Source organism: Methylomagnum ishizawai (genome assembly GCF_019670005.1).
Lineage (GTDB): Bacteria > Pseudomonadota > Gammaproteobacteria > Methylococcales > Methylococcaceae > Methylomagnum > Methylomagnum ishizawai.
This window is the reverse complement of record NZ_AP019783.1, coordinates 2,760,769-2,778,690: the sequence shown is the minus strand read 5'-3', so window position 1 is coordinate 2,778,690 and position 17,922 is coordinate 2,760,769. Positions and strand designations below refer to the sequence as shown.

Genomic DNA, 17,922 nt, shown 5'->3' with positions numbered 1-17,922 from the left:
CGTTACCCCCGCCCGGCATACCTGATATGGAAATACGCCGATTTGGCATCGCCATCCGCGCCTATCGTCCATGTGCCGTCATCAACCACCGCCGCGTAGAGCTCGACATAATCCCCGACATTCAGCGCGACCGGCAACCCGCCGAATCCCGCCGTGACATTCGCGTTCGATCCTCCGATTTCCAGCACCCGTTTATAGGGCGCTCCATTTTTCCAGACCGTGAGCAGGCAAGGGGTATTTATGCCGGGGTGATCGAAATATATACCTCCGCCCACTTCATGGATTCCCGCCTGCTTGGCGATAAAGCGGTTGCCACTGGCGTTCCACAGGGCAAAGGCGTCGAAATCTGGACTTGGATTGAATGTTATCTTGGTATCGTTGCCTGCCCCGCCGGGAATATCCTGGGATACCGACTTACCCACCATCGCCACCATGGCGCGGGGCTGGTATAGGCCGAAAGCCAAGCCCGTGGTGCCCACGACGATGGGCGCGGGCGTATTCAATAGCCACAGGGTACCGGCATTGATCGCGCCCTCCGACACCGACACCAAGCACCCCGGCGGGAGGCCGGTATCGCCGTTCGCGTTGGCGAACCGGGTCCACGCCCCGGAGGCCGCCACCCACAGGCCGTTCTGCGCGGCGGTGGTTTGCGCCGTCAACAGGATGATATCGCCCGCGCCCGGGGTCACGCCATCGCGGGTGGACAACCCCGACAGCGCCGACACATTGCCCGTCACGGCCAGGCGGGCGTAGCGGATCGCCAAGCCCGCCGCCGCCGCCGCCACGCTTTGCAGGTAGGTGTCGCGGTTGACCAGGGATTGCAGGGTGCCATTGATCGGCGACGATGCGGGATCGCCCCCGAGGACGCGGTCGGAGATTTCGATCCGGCGGACGGGATCGAACGATGCGGTCCCAGTGAAGTTTGTCATTTGGATAACCCCTATAAAGAGCTAAGCGGGGACGCTATCGAAAGCGATAGCCCCATCGAATGAATACGAGCCATTCCACGCCACGACCCGGCCTATCTGGCGGACGTGGAACCCAGCGCATCGGTTTTCGTCCACGATCCGGCGGATCGTCGCCACCAACATGGCGTCTTGGTCCGGCGTGGAAGGAATGTTCGGGATGATCACATCGAATAGCCCATAGGCCGCTGGATAGCCAGAGAACGGCACATCCCCATCGAAGGATTCCACCCCATCCCAATAGATGCTGCCATCGCCCACATCCACGACATCGCAGCGCATCCCGGTGGCGTTGAGTATCAGGGATTCCAGGGCGACGTTATTGCCGCGCTGCTGCAATACCTCCGCCACGGTGCGGTTGGCATAATCGACCGGCGCCTCGCCGGGAATCCAGGCGATCCCATAATAGGTATTGTGCTCTTGCAGCCAATCCAAATCGGCGGTTTGCAACACCATTTGCGCCAGCGCCGCCGCGATCCGGTCCCGCGCCGCGCCCAACTCGACCGCGTAGGCCGCCAAAAAGGCCCACAGCAGGTTGGTGAAGGCGTAGAGGTGGTCGCCATCGCTGGCCGCCGGGTCGCCCGCGCCGAACAGCGTCAGCGCCGAGAGATGGCCCACGGCGGGGTTTTCATCCAGGACCGTGTAGCCCGCCTGCGCGGCCAGGAAATCGGCCAGGGTGGCGAGGGTATGGCCGCGCAGGTCGATGGCCCCGCCCGCGCCGGTCCCGCCCGCGACGGTCAGCGCCAGCACGCCATCCCGGACGGCCCAAGCCATGGCGTCGCCGTCGTAGCGCAAGCGGAAGGCCAAGACCGGAAGGGGGTCTTTGTTGAAGACCCGGTGCAGGGAGTCCAGCATCCGGGCTTGCATCGTCGACCATGCGCCCGCGCCTTCTAGCGCCATGGAAACCTCCGGTGAAAAGGGGACGGTCAGAACCAATTGATCTGCAACGTGCCGGTCAGGACGGTGGACAACCCGCTGGCGGTCGAGGTGATCGTCAAGAACGTCACCCCGGAATATTGCCCGCTATTGGCGGGCCAGAGGCCGCTGGGCGCGGACGCGGTGGGGTCGTCGAGGGTGAAGGGCGGCGGGAAGCTCCACAGGAACTCCAGCGTCCCGCCGGCGGGATCGTAGGAACCGGTGGCGTCGAGGCGGACCAACACCGAACTCCCGGATATGCCCACGTTGACCACCCAGCCCCCCTCCCCATCCTGGAACACGCTCGACCACGAACTGCCCTCGCCGCCGAAATAAGCGGCGACCTGGAACACCGGGACCGGCGCCCCTTCGCCGCCGCCGCCGCCACCGTGCGGCGCGGTCCCGGTGATGACGCGATGTCCCATCATGGCAAGACGGCCTCCGCCTTGATCGTGCCCCGGACCGAGGTCACGCCCGCATCGGGCGTGGCCGGGGCGGATATCCAAAGCTCGTCGCCCGGCTGGCCGTCCACGTCGCCGTCCAGGGCCAGCGTCGCCGTGCCGTCGGGGTGCAGGGTGGCCGTGCCCGCGACCAGCACCTCCCCGTCGCGGAGGTGCTGGACGGCCAGCGCGTAATCCCCCGCCGCCCCGTCCACCCGGAATATCGACCCGTCCAGGTCGAAGGGCAGCCACACGGGCCGGACCAGGAGGATGGCGGCGAGCCGCGCCCCGGCCCCCGGCGACCCCTCGAAGCAAAACGGCAGGTCGTAGCCCGCCAGCGCCGCGGCCTGGGCGGCGGTGGCGAAGTCGTCGGCGGCGTGGGTGGCGGCGCTGCCCAGGCCGGCAATATCCCCCACGGCCAGGCCGAGCAGGGTTTTCAGCGCCGCCACATTGGCCAACCCGGCCAAGGTCCGCCCGAAGGCGGTGAGGTCGGTGGTGGCGAAGGAATCCACCCCATCGGCATAGACCAGCCTATCCGCCGCCGTCACGAGGGCGGCCAGCGCGGTCAGGGTGGCGTCCAGCGGCTGCTTATCCGCCACCACCGCCGTCAGCGCGGCGACGGCGCTTTCGTCGTTGGCAAGCTGCGTGGCGATTTCGTCGAGGGTGTCGAGCGCTCCCGGCGCTCCCGCCACCAGCGCGTCGATGGCGGCCTTCACGGCGGCCATGGTGGCGACTTGGTTGGTATTGGCGCCAAGCGCCGCCGTGGGCGCGGTCGGGATGCCGGTCAGCGCGGGGGAGGCCAGGGGCGCCTTGGCCGCCACGATGGCGTCGGCATAGGCGCGGTCCCCATGGGGATCGGTAGCCGCGGCATGGGCCGCGACCGCCGCATTCGGGGCGTCCCCCGCCGCCACTTCGCCCGGTCCGGCGCCCACGTCTCGGGTGGCGGCGCTGCCCAGGCCGGACACGTCCGAAGCGGTGATGCCCGCCACCGAAGGCGTGCCGGACGTGAATTTGAGCCATCCCGTCCCGGACAGCCCGGCGAGGGCCGTCAGCAGGCCGGAGGCCGCCTGGAACACCCCGGTACAGGCCGCGACGGCCCGCGCCGCCGTGAAATAGAGGTGGGTCGAACCCTCGGGAAGCTGGTCCGTGTTCGCCGCCCCGGTGCCGCCCGCGCTGGTCAACGCCCACGCATCGTCGCTCACGTCCCACGAATAGATATGCGGTGCCCCGCCCAGCCCTGAATCCACTTGCGCATAGTCGCCCGCCGCGCCCGTGGGGCGGGCGGCTTGTAGCGCCGATAGCGTGGAATAGAGCCCCTTGAAGCGGTCGTTATAGGCCGATGCGTCCAGCTTCAGATCCAGCGCCGTTTTGACGGCCTTCTGGCTCGGAACCCGGCTATCCGAGTTCGCGGCCATGGTCGAATCGGTGTCCAGCGCCGGCGCGGGGATGAAGTCGAACGCGGGCAACCAAGTGGCCAGATCGGCGTCGAGGCGATAGAAAAGTTGGTCCTGGCCGTGCCAGATCAACATCCCGGCGCTGCGGCGGGGCGCGGGGATGGCGTCCCGCGCCGCGTCGTCCGCCACCGCCCGGTAGCCGCCCTGGCCGTAAATATCGACATGGCTGGGGAAGATATCCGCCGTATCGCCCGGCACGATGGGCGCGGCGACGTGGGTGCCCTGGATAGCGCTCATTGGACCACCACCTGCTGGCCGCCGGATTGGAGGAACTGGCTGCGGTACACGTCGAAATCGGCGGTGTAGCCGCTGGGGTTGGTATAGCCCACCGTGGTCTTGACCCAGGCGGTGTTGAGCAGGCCGTTGACCAGGAAGGTCGGCGTGCCGAAGCTCGACGGCCAGGCGAAATAGACGTACTGGCCGGACGGCGAGAACGACCGCGATTGCGCCCGCCCCGCCGCGAATTCGGCCCCGGCCAGGGCGTCGATCAAGGCCGCGTCCGGCACCGCCCGGGCCGACACGCCCCAGCGCCGCCGGTGGCGGAACAGCACCTGGGTCGAGGCGCTGGCGGCGTGGGCGCCGTCGTCCACGGCCAGGGTGAACGTGGTGTCCGCCGTGAGGCGCAGCCCGGACAGGGCCAGCGTCCGCAGGGCCGGGTCGATGGCGCCGGGGCCGGGCGCGGCGATGGACTGGGCGACGACCGCCTTGTTGACGGTCCAGTCCAGCGTGACGGCGGCGACCGTCGAGCCGATCTCGACCGTGCCGACGCTGTTCGTGATGGATGCCTGGGGGGCCACATACAGCAGGGTGTCCAGCGCCTGCTGGACGTTGGCGATCCCAGGGTGCCCGGCATTGGCGTAGGTCACATGGTCGGCGGCGATCGTGTCCAAAGAGAGGTCCGCTACCGCCGCGTCGGTATAGGCGTTCGCCGCCGCCAGGATATCGCCCTGGCCGTCGAGCTTGAGGTCGTTCAACAGGGCCGAGCAAATCGTCGCGATGACATGGGTGCCGGCCGGCCACGCCCGGGCGGTGGGTTCGCAGGCCAGCACATCGCCGTTCCGGGCGGTGAACCTCACCACCTCGTTGGCGTTGTCGGTGCCCAGGCGCACGTAGGAGTGATAGCCCGCCCGAAGCGGGAACCGGGTCCCCATGCCGGGCAGCAGCGCCAGGGCCACGGCCCCGGCGGCGACCTTGCTTTGGAGTTGGGAAACGGCGTTGTCGAGGACTTGAACCTGGGTCATGGGCCTACCGTCAAGGCGATCGTGCCCGGCATGGGCTTCTGGCCGGGGGCGAACCCGATATCCGTGTTGTCGGGGAGGGAGATGATCACGGAGGCCACCCCGGCGACATCGCGCTTGAGGCGGGCGACGAGTTCGGACAGGACGAATGTGCCGCCCTGCGGGATGGACTGGATATAGGCGGTGGCGGCGGCGCTGGCGGCGGCGATGACCGAGGCCGCGGCGTAGCCATCGGCGATAACCAGGGCGCCCGCGACGTTCACGCCTATCTCGGAGGCGGCATAGACATCGACATGCGCCCCCGCGGCCTTCCACCCCATGACCGGCGTGTCGGCGTCGGCCCAATAGCCGTCGAGGGTCCGCTTCACCAAGGCCACCAGCTCGGCGGACGTGGCCCCGGCCCCGTTGTGGATGTACACGTTCACCAGGCCGATGGGATAGGTATCCGGCTCGGCTTCCCACGGCTCATCCACATAGGCATAGGCCACGCGCTCGATCACGGTCCCGGTGTCGTCGGCCAGGGCGCATTGCAGGGCCGCATAGCGGAGGGCGGCCACCTGCCCCTTGCCGAGCGATTGGATGTAGGCTTGGAACCGGGCCTTGCGGGCATCCGGGGTTTCCAAGTCCGCGCCATTGACGAACGCGGCGGGGTTGGTGATGGCGGCGATGCCATCGACCGGCGTGTCGGCCCATTCGGTGATGGTATCGGCCGCCGTGTTGCCCACGCTGCCCGCCGTGTCGCAATAGGCCAGCACCGACACATCGGTGGCGGGCGCGACGATCGTGGCCCCGGTCCGCGTGACGTATTTCACGGTCCCGCCCGACACCTGGACCTGGGTGCCCGCCGGGACGGCGATGGGCGTATCCGGCGCGGTATCGACCGCGAAGCGCACGAAGTTATAGGCCGCCGAGGCCGGAAGCTGGCCGAAACCGAAGCTCTGGTAGACCGAGACCTCGATGGCGTCCACGAGGCCGTGGAACATGGCCTGGTAGAGCATATCCAGCTCGATGGCCGGGGCTTCCAGCAGTGTGCGGGCCTTGCTGCCGACGCCGAAATCCGTCACCCGGTCCTGCATGGACCGGGCGAGGTTGATATGGCTGGCCGCGATGGAAACGGCGTCCTTGATCTGGAAGGTCACAGCGCCGCCCCCGTGGTGATGGTGCGCCCGGCGACGGTCCGCGCGTCCGCCATGATCGCCAGGACATCGCCCGACGCCCCGACCTGGACGTTATCCACCGCCGCGATGCGCGAATCCGACAACAGCGTGCCGCGCACATACTGGCCGCCCAGCAGGGCGATGGTGGGGGCATTGGTCCGGCCTATCAGCCGCCGGATGCGGCATCCATAATCCGGGTGGAGCATGAGTTCGCCGGGATCGGTGACGAGGGCGTGCCGCAAGGCTTGCCGGAGGTTGGGCACCCCCGACAGGATGGCGAGGTCGCCCGCGTCGTCGGCGCGGAGCAGGCCGTCGGCGCCCAGGTCGAAATCGCGGAAGAACACCTCGTCCGGCGCGTCGGAGGCCGACACCTGGGCGGTGGGCGACGGCAACGACAGCTTGTCCCCCGCGATGGCGATGCCCGGCCCGGCGTCGTTGGGATCGTCGCTGGTGTAGGGGGGCTTCAAGCCGTTGAGGTTGGCGATGTCCACCCATCGGCCCATGTCGCCGAGTTCGCGCAGGGCCAGCCGTTGCAGGCTTTCCCCGTGGCGCAGTTCGACGAGGCGGACGCCCGGGATCGGTTGGTCGTAGATCGTGGCGGTCATGCGGCCAGCCCCACGCCGGAGGAAATGGTGTCCAGCACCCGCCGCAGGTTGGCCCCGGTGCGCGGGAAGAGCACCGGGTCGTTCTTCGCCATGTCGTCGATGCCGGCCTGGGCCTCGGGCGATACCGACGCGACCGGCGCGGTGGCGACCGGCGTGGTCAGCGAATAGAAGGGATTCACGCCGCGCAGTGGGCTCAGGGGCGCGGTGCCCGGCACGGTCGAGGAGCAGTTGGACGCGCCGTAGATATCCTGGTAGTTCGGCAGGGTGGCCGGGGCCCTGCGGGCCAGCTTGGTCAGGATGCAATAGGCGTTCTGGAACGCGCCGGCCACTTCCATGTAGCGGGCCTTCACCCGGTCCGGCAGGTTGGCGACGTTCGCCACGGTGCGGAAGATGTTGGTGGCGGCCTGGGTCAATCCCTGGGCCAAGGTCATCGGCACCGAGAACACGGCGTCCACCACCCGGTTGACCGAGTTCACCACCCCCAACACCCGGGCCGTCAGGCCGACGAACGCCTTCATGGGGCCGACGATGTAGGTATCGACGAACCGGGTGATCGCCGTGGCGATGCCGTCGATGTCGTTGATGAGGTCGTCCAGGAACGCGGCGATCGCATCGATGCCGTCGCCCAGCGAGGCCTGGCTCGCGAACCAGCGCTCTTGATCCGTGAAATCCTTGAACTCCTTGACATAGGCGTTCCCGGCCTCGGGTTCCACCACCGTCAGCACGATGTGGTAGGCGATGAGCAGCGGGCGGGATTTCGAACGCTTGATGACGAACTGGGACGGCACCACCACCGAGCAAATCCGGTCCAGGGTATCGACAAAGACCAACTTCACCTCGTCGGGGTCTTTACCCGCGAGGGCGAGGAATTCCCGATGATAATGCCAACCGGCGTAGACCCGCTCCCGCAGTTGCAGGTACTCCTCCAGCCAATCCCGGTGGGTGGGGAATTTCCGCTTCCACCCGGTGTTCCCGGCAAGGGTGATCTGCCCCAGGCCGCGCCCGAAGGAATCCACGAAGGCACCGCCCAGGGTTTGTTGGACCACGGTGCGCGAGGGTTCCGTCCGGGTCAGGTCTTCCGGGCGGATGGCGAGGTTATGGAATTCCACCGGCCCGCCGAACGGGCCGGGGTCCAGGATGAAGCCGATGTTCTTGTCGGCCTGGGATGTGGGGGTGGGGGTCGTGAGCGCCATGCGGGTATGGTGGCGTCACGACCGGGCACGGCGGGATCGGCCGGGTGATGGCGGTGTTGCGGGTCCGGGGGCAGGGCGTGGGGGTCGGCGCGAACGCCTTCGTCCAGGCCGGGGAGGTCAGGGGCGAGGCACCGGCGTTGGGTTCGGTGGTGGTGGTGTTTTGGGTTCCCGGTCCGCTGTGATTGCGGAGGTGGCGGGCAGGCTCTCATGCGGCGGAATACGCCGGAGTATCGGCTATTCCGCCTTACGGCCCTTCTCTCTTTTGATGTGCCGTATCAGACGAACAAGCAATCCCAAATCGATAATCACAAAAACTAATGCAATCGCCGCATAGCTCCAGAATTTGATTTCCAATGATTCGATCTGCGACGCTCGTTCCGGGAATGTTGAAAGCCATGCGAACGTGATTGCTTGCCCGATTGAGAGAAAGGCTCCCAAAAGCAAGCACATCATCAGGAACACAAGTTGCCAAGGAATCAATTTCCACATGGTTACTGAGCCGGTAGTTGTGGACCAGCGCCGTAGGGTGCGGTGACGATAGGAACCGCACCGTTCACGAACGATGCGGTTCCCTCAGTTCACCCCACCCTACGTGCTATTGCGCCTTATACGGGTTACACTGGTTTTGAATTTTGTGAGCCAGAGATGGCGGAACCAACCCAATTAATTCCTCCACAGTCTTTTTTACAAAATCGTAATTCGGAGAAATTTCCGGCGTGCAATTCTCTATGTACCACTTTGCTTGATGATTTATAAACCATATATCATGGTCTGTGAAATCGCTATTAAATATTGATGGCGAAATATTATGAACCAGTTCTGATTCAAAGTATACAGCTTTATCAAAAGCTTTCCTCCACCATGGCAAAGTTTGCCTATTCCTAATAAAAGACAATGATTGGCAGAGCAAGTCCCTTAGCAACTCCTGCTTTCTCGACAACATAAACTTACCATTAAAATTTAAAACCCGAAATGATTCCGTAAATTGTCCCAAAAATTGCGTGAGGGAAGAGGTCTGCTGTCCTGAGGCGGATCGATTCTAGGCGTCCACCGACCATTCGCTATCAATTTATTTAGCGGTCTTGGGTTGCCGGTCTCAAGGTAAATCTCACGAGCAGCACATATTCTATGATGCCCCTCTCCGACGTGATATACCCCTCGGGTATCAACATAACCGCCTATCTGCCCACTTGGGGTTTCGTAATTATAACGCCCATTTAGCATATCTGATTTTATTTGATCGACTGATTCTGGGTTTTTTAAACCAATTTGGGTACCCCTAACCTCTGGTGGCTCTTCTCCAAAAGGGTCTGGCGATGCCGGAGTCGATGTCGCCGGAGCAGAACAATCACAATCGTTGGAATTCCCGGATTTTTTGGTTCCGTTAAGTATCCCTTGAATGGTATAGGCAGTAAATGCGACCCCTACCCAACATACCGGTTGAGCCGGGTCTGCTAAACAAGTATACGTCGCTGCATTCGTCAACCCAAGAGGATCGGTCCAACTGATTGGATTTCCACCAACATAAGCATAAGTATTAACCCCGCCCCGCAACCCAATCGGATCGCTCTCCACATACCTTCCCACCCCCGCATCGTAATCCCGGAAGTGGTTGTAGTACAGCCCCGTCTCCGCGTCGTAGTACTGGCCGGGGAAGCGCGGGTTGTACTCGATGCCGGAAGCGATGACGGCCTGGCCGAACGGCTCGTACCGCGCCGACCACACGACCTGCTGGCCCGCGTCGGTGATGCGCTGGACCGTGCCGAGCCGGTCGGGGTGCGGGTAGTACACCGTGCCGTTGTTCACCAGTGCCAGCGGCGTGCCGTCCACCGCCAAGTGGATGCGGTCGCCGTCCGGGCCGGTTTCCCGCAGCAAGCCCCCGTCCAGCCCATAGTAGAACTGCCGCGCCACGCCGCCCACCGTCTTGGTGATGCGTTGGCCCTGGCCGTCGTAGGCGTAGCGGGCGACCTCCTGGCTCCCGGAGCGCACCCGCCGCAGCCGGTTGTCGGCCCCGAAGTCGAAGGCGAGGCCGCCCTGGGCGGTGGCGTTGCCGTTGGCGTCGTAGCCGTAGGCCTTGACCGTGGTCCCACCCTGGCCGAGGTTCAGCAGGCGCTGGCTGGCCGGGTCGTAGCCATACAGGGTGGCGAGGCCGTCGCGGGTCTCGTTCAGGCGGTTGCCCACCCCGTCGTAGCCATAGGCCAGCGCCCCGAAATCCCCCTGCGCCGTGGTCAGGCGGTCGCCGGTCGCGTCGTAGCCCAGCCCCCAGGCCCCCCCGGCGTGCAGGGCCGGGTCGGACAGGGACGCCACCAGATCGACCCGGTAGGCGTCGTAGCCGTAGTGGCTGTCGATCACGCCCGGCACATCGACATCGGTGATGCGGTCGTCGAGGTTGAAGGTCCGCTTGTAGGTCAGGCCGTTGCCGTAGGTCAGCCCCAGCAGCGGGCCGGACGGCCGGTATTGGAATCCGGTCGCCAAATTCTGGGTGGCGCCGTTCTGGTTCAGCCGGACCCGCGTGACCTGGCCCAGGGCGTTGCGGTCGTAGTAGACCTTGCGCTCGGCGGTGGGCTGGCCGAAATCGACCCGGATGGCTTGGTCCAGGCTGTTGTAGGCGTAGCCGATCCAGTCGTGGGCGGCGTCGTAGCCGGGCCGCTGGGCGGCGATGGCGGTGACGTTGCCGCGCGGGTCGTAGCCGTAGGCGGTGCTGGCCCCGCCCTGCGCCACCGTGCCCAGCCGCCCCAGGCCGCCCGCCGGGTCGTAGGTGTAGGTGATATCCAGGTTGGCGGGATCGCCGAAGCCGATCGAGGTCGGGCGGTCGAGGGCGTCGTAGGTGCGGGTGCTGGTCTTGAGGGCGGTGCCGTTGGCGGCGTTCAGCGCGGCGGTGTTGGCGTCGGTGTGGTTGCCGAGGTTGCCCGCCTCGTCGTAGCCGTAGGTGGTGGTGCCGGTGTTGGGGCTGGTCGCGCTGGTCAGGTTGCCGAGGCCGTCGTAGACATAGCGGGTGGTTTGGTTGTTGGCGTCCGTGACCTGGGTCAGGTGGTCGAGGGCGTCGTAGCCGAACAGGGTGGTTTCCAACTGGCCGCCCGCCGCCACGTCGCGCCGGGTGGGACGGTCCAGGCTGTCGTAGGTCCAGGTGGTGACGCGGTTGTTGACGGCGTCCAGCGGCTCGGCGAGGGTCGCGGTGTTGGCGTTGGCGTCGTAGCCGAATTGCAGGGCGCGTTCCGTCCTGTTGTCGTCGGCGCGGCGGAATTCCTGGAACAAGCGGCCCAGGGGGTCGTATACGCGGCGGTGGGTGGTGGCCAGGGCGTTGTTGGCGTTGTAGATGTCTTCCTGGGCGCGGTTCCCGGCGGCGTCCAGGGTGTAATGGATGCGCTGGTTGAGCGAATCGGTGATATCGGTCAGCCGGTGGGCGGCGTCGTAGGTGTAGCTGTAATAGCCCAGGGTCGGCAGGGTGGTCTTGACGAGGTTGCCCACGCCGTCGTAGCCGTAGAGGGTGGGGTTGCCGCCCACGGTCTTCTGGGTCAAGCGGCCCCGGCGGTCGTAGAGCAGGTCGGTGACGAGGCCGTTGGGATCGACGATCCGGCGCGGGCGGCCATTGGCGTCGTGGTTCTGGTAGGCCGTGGCGTGGCCCAGGGCGTTGGTGGCGGTCTTCAACGCGCCCCGGCAGCCATTGCCGTCGGTGCCCGCCGGGCAGGCGGCGTCCAGCGGGTAATACTCCAGGGTGGTGGTGTCGGCCACATTGATGCGCGGGCCGTCGATCACGGTCGGCTGGCCCAGGCCGTTGTAGGTGTAATGCCAGGCGCGGACCCTGCCTTGCGGGGTGGCGGTGAAGGCCTTGGTGCCGCTGGGATCGTTGGTGCTTTGCCGGGAGGTGTCGCAGAGGACGGGGCCGGTCCCGCCGCAATCGACCGCGACGCCGTTCACGGTGTCGCCCTGGTAGTGGAACAGGGTCAGGAGGCGCGGCCCGGCGCTGCGGACCGGCAGCCGCTCGGTGGGATGCCAGTCGGTGGTGAACTTGCGCTTGGCGCTGTTGGCGGGGATGGTGTAGGCGGCGGGGTCGGCGGGGCAGGCCTCGCCGGGGCCGAAGCCTTCGATGCGGACGGTTTCCAGGTTGCGGTCCGTGCCGTCGTATTTGTAGCAGGTGCCATTGCCTTTGAAATCGCGCCGCTCGGTGACGTTGCCGTTGGCGTCGTACTTGAGGTCGTGGTTGGAACTGTCGCCGCAGGCCGGGCAGAGGACGGCGGGCGTCGCGCCATCGACCACGCCGCCGAAGCGCACGCCGTCCCCGGCCACGGTGTAGCGGTAGGTCTGGGTGCCGCCCAGGGCGTTGGTGAGGGTGGTGGTGCCGTTGGCGTTATAGGTGAAAAGGGTCTTGTCGGCGTCGCCCGCGTGGGTGCCGAGGACCGCCCGGCCCAGGCCGTCGTAGTCCCAGGTGGCGTAGCGCTGGTTGTTCTCGTCGGTGATGCCGGTCAGGTGGTAGGGCAGGGCGGGTTTTTCGTAGAGGTAGGTCCGGCGCGGGTTGTCGTTCGGGTCCGCCGGGGTGTCGTCGGGGTAGACGACGGTGGTGAGGCGGTTGCCGGCGTCGTATTGGTAGCTCACCGTGCCGTCCGGGCCGGTCACGCTTTGCAGCAGTTGCCCGCCGGCGTCGTAGGCGAATTGCAGGACGCGCCCGAAGGGGTCGGTGATATGGTCCAGCTTGCCATCCAGGTAGGCGTAGGCCGTGACCCGCCCGGCCCGGTCGGTGGCGGTTTGGAGATGGCCGTCGCGGTCGTAGGTCTCGACCGTGCCGTCCTCGTCGGTGAAGCGCCAGGTGTTGGCGTCGGGCCGGGCCAGCTTGACCGGGCGGTGGTTCTGTTCGGCCCAGGTGCCATCGGTCCAGGCGACGCCGATGCCGGAAGCGTCGGGATTCCAGCGCCCGCCCTGGTTGCGGAACAAATAGCGCACGCCGTTGGGCCGCTCGACCACGTGCCATTCGTCGTCGGGGTTGGCGTAGCCGGAGCTTTCGGCGGAATAGACCGCGCCCTCGCTGGAATGGATTTCCAGCATGACCGTGACGCCGTTCAGGCTCGCTTGGCAGAGTCCGGCGGTGTAGGTGGCGGTCGCGCCTTGGAAGGCACCGCCGAAGGCTTGGGCTTTGATGTCGTTCCAACCGCTAGTGCAAGCCGTGTCGCGGCCGGCGTACATCGCCGAGGTGGGCGTGCCGGGCGCTTGGGTTGGCGCGGCGTAGAAGCGGTCCAGCCGCTGGGCGAAGCTGTGGGACCAGTTGACGCCCATCCCGGCGGGGTTTTCGCCCAGGCCGTGGGAGGAGTAATAGCGGGTGAAGGCGAGGCCCGACAGCGGCAGGCGGATATCGGTTTCTGCCTGGAATTTCTCGCCGGTGGCGGGGTTGCAGGGGTTGGATTTGTTGAGGTCGCCGCCGCATTGGGGTTTGTGGGGGGCGGTGAGATAGAAGCGGGGGGTATTTGTGTTCTGTTTGTAACAAATATGTCCGTTGAAGTAGGTTCCAAAATTATCGATATCGGAGTCAGCCCTATATCCATCTGGGCAATTCACGACACGGTATCTACCGACTAGCAGTGAGTTATGTGTTATCGAAGGAGGGCTACCAGCCGGTGGATTACATTGCTGTGTCGTGTAGTCAGCGCAAATATATTGGCTGAATTCTAATCCAAGAGACCATTGTACTGAAGGCCCTATTGTTGTTAGGTATGCGCATGGAGATGGAGATATATTTGCATGTCCATAACCTTGATATATGTCATCAGTAAAGCTGCCAAGCGAAAAAGTGGTGGGACAACCTTGAAGCCTTAAGTATTCTTGACCTGCTTGAGCGGCCTCCTCAGGTGAGCTAAACCCTAAAAAATGTGTGTTAGCATAAAAATAACTCCAACTCCCAGAAATCGGTTCTGCGCAAGTCGTCAATGGATCGTTGCAGTCAATATTCGCATAACTTCTGTTTGGGAGTCCAAACAGAACTAAAATTCCTAGCCATAGCCCTACCCAATGCCACGGTATTTGCGTTCCAGCATTGCGGGAAGTGCCTGAATGAGCCAGCAAGGCACGGTTCATCGATTGCGAAAGACGGAACGACATACGCGGATTCCTCGAAAGATGGACAGGGGGCGGGAGTGCGCTGTTAGTGGACGTGGGCAATATTCCCGCTCAATTTGTGACATATAACCTTGCTAGTTTGCAAGGTGAATATTTACGTTGCAATTCCGGCGGACTTCTGCATATTCCTTCTCTAGAAGCTCACAACATCGCGCACGGCGGTTCATGGTGTGGCGGGCTGAGGCGGCAGGGGAGGGGAGGGCAGCGTGAAAGAACGTGAAAGCAGGCGGGCAAAGGGCGGCGGCGGCTGGCACAGTCTGGCAAGGCTTCACGCGGGGCAGGACAGACTATCGCAGGGGAATGACCGCGTGGGGGGTACCGCCTGTACTCTGATTGTGGAATCCTGCCCCCGCTACCAATCCCAGAAACGCCCCGCCAGCCGAACTCAGTAGGCTGGCGGGGCTTTCTTTTATCTGCGCGTAAATTCCTTCCTGGTCGGCTTCCAGCCGAATTTCCTTCAGATACTCCTTCAAAATCATCCTGGCGTTGGTCGGGGATTTGGATAGCGTCGTCCGCAAATCCAGAATCCGGCGGCGGTATTGCGCCATCACATCTTCCACCTTGCCGATATTGGCCGCGCTGAATTTCACGGCGTGCAGGGCTTCGCGTTCGCGTTCGGCCTGGGCCAGTCGGCTTTGCAGGGCGGCGGATAGGCCGACCTGGGCTATCGCGCCGACCAGATTCCCGATTTCCTTTTCCAGTTCGATCAGCCGCGCCTGGGCGGTCGCGCCGTGCGCGTCGGCCTGGCGGCGCTGTTCGTGCAGGGCTTCGCGGACGAGGGTGTGCATTTCGGCCAGGGCGTCGGGGCTGGTGAGGTGTTCGCGGATCAGGCCCAGGAGTTTCTTGTCGAGGATGTCGCGGGGAACATAGATGCCGGGACAGACGGAGCGCCCGCGGTCTTTGCGGGCGGCGCAGCCGTAAAGGCGGTCGTTGATGGCGACCACGGCTCCGCCGCAGTGGCCGCAGGTGAGCAGTCCACCGAAAAGCGTGGTGGGCTTGCCGCCTTTGCCCCGAGTGCCGCCCGCGAGGCGGGGGGTGTCGATGCGTTGGCGGACGGCTGCCCAGGTTTCGGCGTCCACGATGCGGAGGTCGGGGCGGTCTTGGATTTGCCATTCGGCGCGGGGGCGTTCGATGCGTTGGCGGGTTCCGGTCTTGGGGTCTTTGATCCATTGGGAGCGGTTCCAGAGGTAGCGCCCGGTGAAGGTTTCGTTGTTGAGGATGCCGGTGCCTTTGTTGGGGGAGCCGTAGAGGGCGCTGACGGCCCAGGTGGTGCCTCGGGGGGAGGGGACGTGGCGGCGGTTGAGGTCGGCGACGATGCGTTGGCAGCTTTCCCCGGCGGCGTAGCGGCGGTGGATTTCGCGGATGATGGCGGCTTGTTCGGGGTGGATTTCGAGGCGGGAGTTGTCGGCCTCGCGGACGGTGCGGTAGCCATAGGCCAAGCCGCCCGCGTGGTGGCCGCGCTGGACTTGGCCGGAGAGGCCACGGTGGGTTTTGGCGGCGAGGTCGATCAGGTATAGCTCGTTGAGCATTCCGCGTAGGCCGCGCTGTAGGGTGCGGGCGGCGCGGGTGGCTTTGGAGTCGTAGCCATCGGACAGGCCGACGATGCGGACGCCCCGCGCTTCGATGTCGCGGATGATGGTTTCCTGCTCCACCATGTCGCGGCTGAGGCGGTCGAGTCCTTCCAGGAGGAGGATGTCAGCACGGCCCGCGTGGATGCGGAAGATTTCAATGTAGTTGTCGCCTCGCCGTTGTGGGTTCAGGCCGCTTTTGGAGGCGTGGCGTGAACCTCGGATTGGGTCTTGGCTGGCGCGGCTGATCGTTCCGGGTTCAGGTGTACGGCCGGGATCGGCCGCCAATTGCGGAGGCCACCGGTCCATCGTTGCGGATGCCGTGCGCGGGCGGCCTCATAGACGGCTCGGCGCCGCTTCAGGAGGTCGGCGTCCTGGCCGGCATGCCGCTCGGCGGGGGTGACGAAGCGGATCGCGCCGTGGCGGTGCTCGTGGTTGTACCACCGGACCAGGCCTTCGGCCCAACGGCGCGCCGCCGCCAGGTCGTCGAACGGCCGGACCGGATGGTCGGGCCGGTATTTCAGGGTCTTGAACACCGCCTCGGCATAGGGGTTGTCGTTGCTGACGGCGGGCCGGCTGAAGGACGCCGCGACGCCGAGGGATTGCAAGGTCGCGAGCATGGTCGAGCCTTTCATGGGCCCGCCGTTGTCCGAATGTAGGACGACCTGGCCCGGGGCCACGCCCTCGCGCCGACATACGTCGCGCAGGAGTTCGCCGGCCAGGGCGCTGCTTTCCTCGCCGTAGACCTGCCAGCCCACGACCTTGCGGCTGAACAGGTCGAGGAACAGATAGAGGTAGAAGAACTGGCCCCGGATCGCGGCGGGCAAATAGGTGATGTCCCAGCAGTAGACTTGATTGGGAGCCGTGGCGCACAGGGCCCTGGGCTTGCCGCGCGGCTGTCCCGGCCGTTCGGCCCGGCGGTGCGCCAACTGGTTTTCGGCCTTGAGGATGCGGTGGAAGGTCGATTCCGAGGCCAGGTATTCCCCCTTACAAGTGTAGGTTTTTGAAAAAACCGGAGGCGAGACAAAGGGTTAAGGTACATTGGTGAGTAACGACAAACACCCTGTACCGGAGGAACCGCCATGCCTCGCCCTCCAGAACTGTACCAATGGAACCGGGAGATCGCCATCCACTTTCCCGGCCTTTCGAAGCCGATGGTGATGGGCTTGGCCCTGTGGAGCCTGGGCATGGTCGTGGTCGGCGCTTGCAGCCTTTCGGCGCTGACCGACTGGTGGTCGTGTCGGCTGGGGCAGAAGGGCGACGCGGTGCGGGAGCGCCTGCGCGACGTCTACCGTGGGAAGGAGGCCAAGGCCGGGAAGGAGCGCCGCGAACTCGACGTGGAGGCGTGCCGGGCCCCCTGGCTGGGCTGGGTTTTGGAGGGCTGGGATGGAAACCAGTTGGCGGTCGCCTTGGACGCGACGAGCCTGGGGCAGCGGTTCGTGGTCCTGGCGGTCAGCGTACTTTACCGGGGCTGCGCGGTGCCGGTGGCCTGGAAGGTGCTGAGGGCGGAACGGAAGCATCCGTGGAAGCCCGAATGGCTGGCCTTGCTGAGGCATTTTAAGGACGTCGCGCCCGCGTCGTGGACCGTCCTGGTGCTGGCGGACCGGGGGCTGTACGCCAAGTGGCTGTTCGAGGGGATCCAAGCGCTGGGCTGGCACCCGATGCTGCGGGTGAACTCGGGCGGCACCTTCCGCCCCCGGGGATGGCGGCACTGGCGGCCGTTCACCCGCCTGGTGCCGAAGGTGGGCGACCGCTGGCAAGGCCGGGGGACGGCGTTCGGCGGCAAGCGGACCCGCCTGGACTGCACCCTGTTGGCCTATTGGGGGGAAGGCCACAAGGACCCCTGGCTCGTCCTGACGGACCTGCCGCCGGAAGCCGCCAACGCCTGCTGGTACGGATTGCGCGGTTGGATCGAGCAAAGCTTCAAGAAAATCAAGGGCGGCGGCTGGCAATGGCAGAACACCCGCATGGACGATCCCGAGCGGGCGGAGCGCCTCTGGTTGGCGATCGCCATCGCCACCTGGTGGCTGCTCTCGGTGGGCGGGGAGGCCGAGGCCGGAATGGCCGCCGCCACCTTCCCGGCCATTCCGGGCTCTCCCCGCCAACAGGCCCACCGCTGGCGGCTGGTGGGGATTTTCCGCCATGGCCGTTCCCTGATCCTGGCCGCCCTCTTCGAGCGCCGCGCCTTGCCGGTGGGGAAGGCCCGCCCAGAACCCTGGCCATCGGTGCCAATCCCAACCCCAGGGGCAACCGTGGCGATCCTCACGGGGGCGGTATGAATA

At 65.4% G+C, this 17,922-nt stretch carries 13 protein-coding genes and 1 pseudogene; 2 read left to right on the top strand and 12 right to left on the bottom strand.

The genetic code is table 11. From position 1 onward, the window contains the following. Positions 1-2: 2 nt before the first annotated feature. Genes K5658_RS12550 through K5658_RS12515 form a run of 8 tightly spaced genes read right to left on the bottom strand, consistent with a single transcriptional unit; the run spans position 3 to position 7,967 of the window. The gene (locus K5658_RS12550; RefSeq protein WP_221063473.1) at positions 3-929 is read right to left on the bottom strand and encodes a hypothetical protein; all 927 of its coding nucleotides are present in this window, start codon (positions 927-929) and stop codon (positions 3-5) included. 21 nt (positions 930-950) lie between these two features. Continuing rightward, positions 951-1,865, bottom strand: coding sequence for a hypothetical protein (locus K5658_RS12545; protein ID WP_221063472.1), 915 nt, complete (start codon positions 1,863-1,865; stop codon positions 951-953). A 26-nt stretch (positions 1,866-1,891) separates the two neighbouring features. Continuing rightward, positions 1,892-2,308, bottom strand: coding sequence for a hypothetical protein (locus tag K5658_RS12540; protein ID WP_221063471.1), 417 nt, complete (start codon positions 2,306-2,308; stop codon positions 1,892-1,894). Further along, on the bottom strand, positions 2,305-4,011 hold the full coding sequence (locus K5658_RS12535; RefSeq protein WP_221063470.1) for a hypothetical protein: 1,707 nt from the start codon (positions 4,009-4,011) through the stop codon (positions 2,305-2,307). Before K5658_RS12535 ends, K5658_RS12540 begins: the two co-directional genes overlap by 4 nt. Next, positions 4,008-5,015 carry a hypothetical protein gene (locus K5658_RS12530; protein ID WP_221063469.1) on the bottom strand — a complete coding sequence of 336 codons (1,008 nt, stop codon included), beginning with the start codon at positions 5,013-5,015 and terminating at the stop codon, positions 4,008-4,010. Before K5658_RS12530 ends, K5658_RS12535 begins: the two co-directional genes overlap by 4 nt. Further along, complete coding sequence (locus K5658_RS12525; protein WP_221063468.1) at positions 5,012-6,151, bottom strand: baseplate J/gp47 family protein; 1,140 nt, start codon at positions 6,149-6,151, stop codon at positions 5,012-5,014. The genes K5658_RS12530 and K5658_RS12525 overlap by 4 nt, the downstream gene beginning before the upstream one ends. Further along, a complete protein-coding gene (locus K5658_RS12520; protein WP_221063467.1) occupies positions 6,148-6,774 on the bottom strand; it encodes a DUF2634 domain-containing protein in 627 nt (208 codons plus the stop codon). Before K5658_RS12520 ends, K5658_RS12525 begins: the two co-directional genes overlap by 4 nt. Then, positions 6,771-7,967: a hypothetical protein gene (locus K5658_RS12515; RefSeq protein WP_221063466.1), complete on the bottom strand. Its 1,197-nt coding sequence runs from the start codon at positions 7,965-7,967 to the stop codon at positions 6,771-6,773. Before K5658_RS12515 ends, K5658_RS12520 begins: the two co-directional genes overlap by 4 nt. A 47-nt stretch (positions 7,968-8,014) precedes the next feature. Here K5658_RS12515 and K5658_RS23970 point away from each other — a divergent pair, with 47 nt between their 5' ends. Then, positions 8,015-8,149, top strand: a complete 135-nt coding sequence (locus K5658_RS23970; protein WP_281425888.1) for a hypothetical protein — start codon at positions 8,015-8,017, stop codon at positions 8,147-8,149. Positions 8,150-8,201: 52 nt separating this feature from the next. Here K5658_RS23970 and K5658_RS12510 read toward each other — a convergent pair whose 3' ends face one another. The 4 genes and pseudogenes from K5658_RS12510 to K5658_RS12495 all read right to left on the bottom strand — a co-directional run. Further along, positions 8,202-8,456 carry a hypothetical protein gene (locus K5658_RS12510; protein ID WP_221063465.1) on the bottom strand — a complete coding sequence of 85 codons (255 nt, stop codon included), beginning with the start codon at positions 8,454-8,456 and terminating at the stop codon, positions 8,202-8,204. Positions 8,457-8,927: 471 nt separating this feature from the next. Then, on the bottom strand, positions 8,928-13,514 hold the full coding sequence (locus tag K5658_RS12505) for an RHS repeat-associated core domain-containing protein (protein ID WP_221063464.1): 4,587 nt from the start codon (positions 13,512-13,514) through the stop codon (positions 8,928-8,930). Positions 13,515-14,359: 845 nt separating this feature from the next. Continuing rightward, a complete protein-coding gene (locus K5658_RS12500; RefSeq protein ID WP_221063463.1) occupies positions 14,360-15,928 on the bottom strand; it encodes a recombinase family protein in 1,569 nt (522 codons plus the stop codon). Beyond that, positions 15,829-16,629: pseudogene (locus K5658_RS12495) on the bottom strand (transposase); the annotation flags it as partial. The gene K5658_RS12500 and the pseudogene K5658_RS12495, both read right to left, overlap by 100 nt. Positions 16,630-16,722: 93 nt before the next feature. Between K5658_RS12495 and K5658_RS12490 the strand changes: the two are divergent. Next, positions 16,723-17,919: a transposase gene (locus tag K5658_RS12490; RefSeq protein ID WP_221063461.1), complete on the top strand. Its 1,197-nt coding sequence runs from the start codon at positions 16,723-16,725 to the stop codon at positions 17,917-17,919. Positions 17,920-17,922 lie beyond the last annotated feature (3 nt).

What these genes read in the sequence shown, in the direction of transcription:
- K5658_RS12535 (WP_221063470.1), bottom strand. Translation starts at nt 4,011, where the DNA reads ATGAGCGCTATCCAGGGCACCCACGTCGCCGCGCCCATCGTGCCGGGC.
- K5658_RS12520 (WP_221063467.1), bottom strand. Translation starts at nt 6,774, where the DNA reads ATGACCGCCACGATCTACGACCAACCGATCCCGGGCGTCCGCCTCGTC.
- K5658_RS12540 (WP_221063471.1), bottom strand. Translation starts at nt 2,308, where the DNA reads ATGATGGGACATCGCGTCATCACCGGGACCGCGCCGCACGGTGGCGGC.
- K5658_RS12545 (WP_221063472.1), bottom strand. Translation starts at nt 1,865, where the DNA reads ATGGCGCTAGAAGGCGCGGGCGCATGGTCGACGATGCAAGCCCGGATG.
- K5658_RS12550 (WP_221063473.1), bottom strand. Translation starts at nt 929, where the DNA reads ATGACAAACTTCACTGGGACCGCATCGTTCGATCCCGTCCGCCGGATC.
- K5658_RS12510 (WP_221063465.1), bottom strand. Translation starts at nt 8,456, where the DNA reads ATGTGGAAATTGATTCCTTGGCAACTTGTGTTCCTGATGATGTGCTTG.
- K5658_RS23970 (WP_281425888.1), top strand. Translation starts at nt 8,015, where the DNA reads ATGGCGGTGTTGCGGGTCCGGGGGCAGGGCGTGGGGGTCGGCGCGAAC.
- K5658_RS12490 (WP_221063461.1), top strand. Translation starts at nt 16,723, where the DNA reads ATGCCTCGCCCTCCAGAACTGTACCAATGGAACCGGGAGATCGCCATC.
- K5658_RS12530 (WP_221063469.1), bottom strand. Translation starts at nt 5,015, where the DNA reads ATGACCCAGGTTCAAGTCCTCGACAACGCCGTTTCCCAACTCCAAAGC.
- K5658_RS12515 (WP_221063466.1), bottom strand. Translation starts at nt 7,967, where the DNA reads ATGGCGCTCACGACCCCCACCCCCACATCCCAGGCCGACAAGAACATC.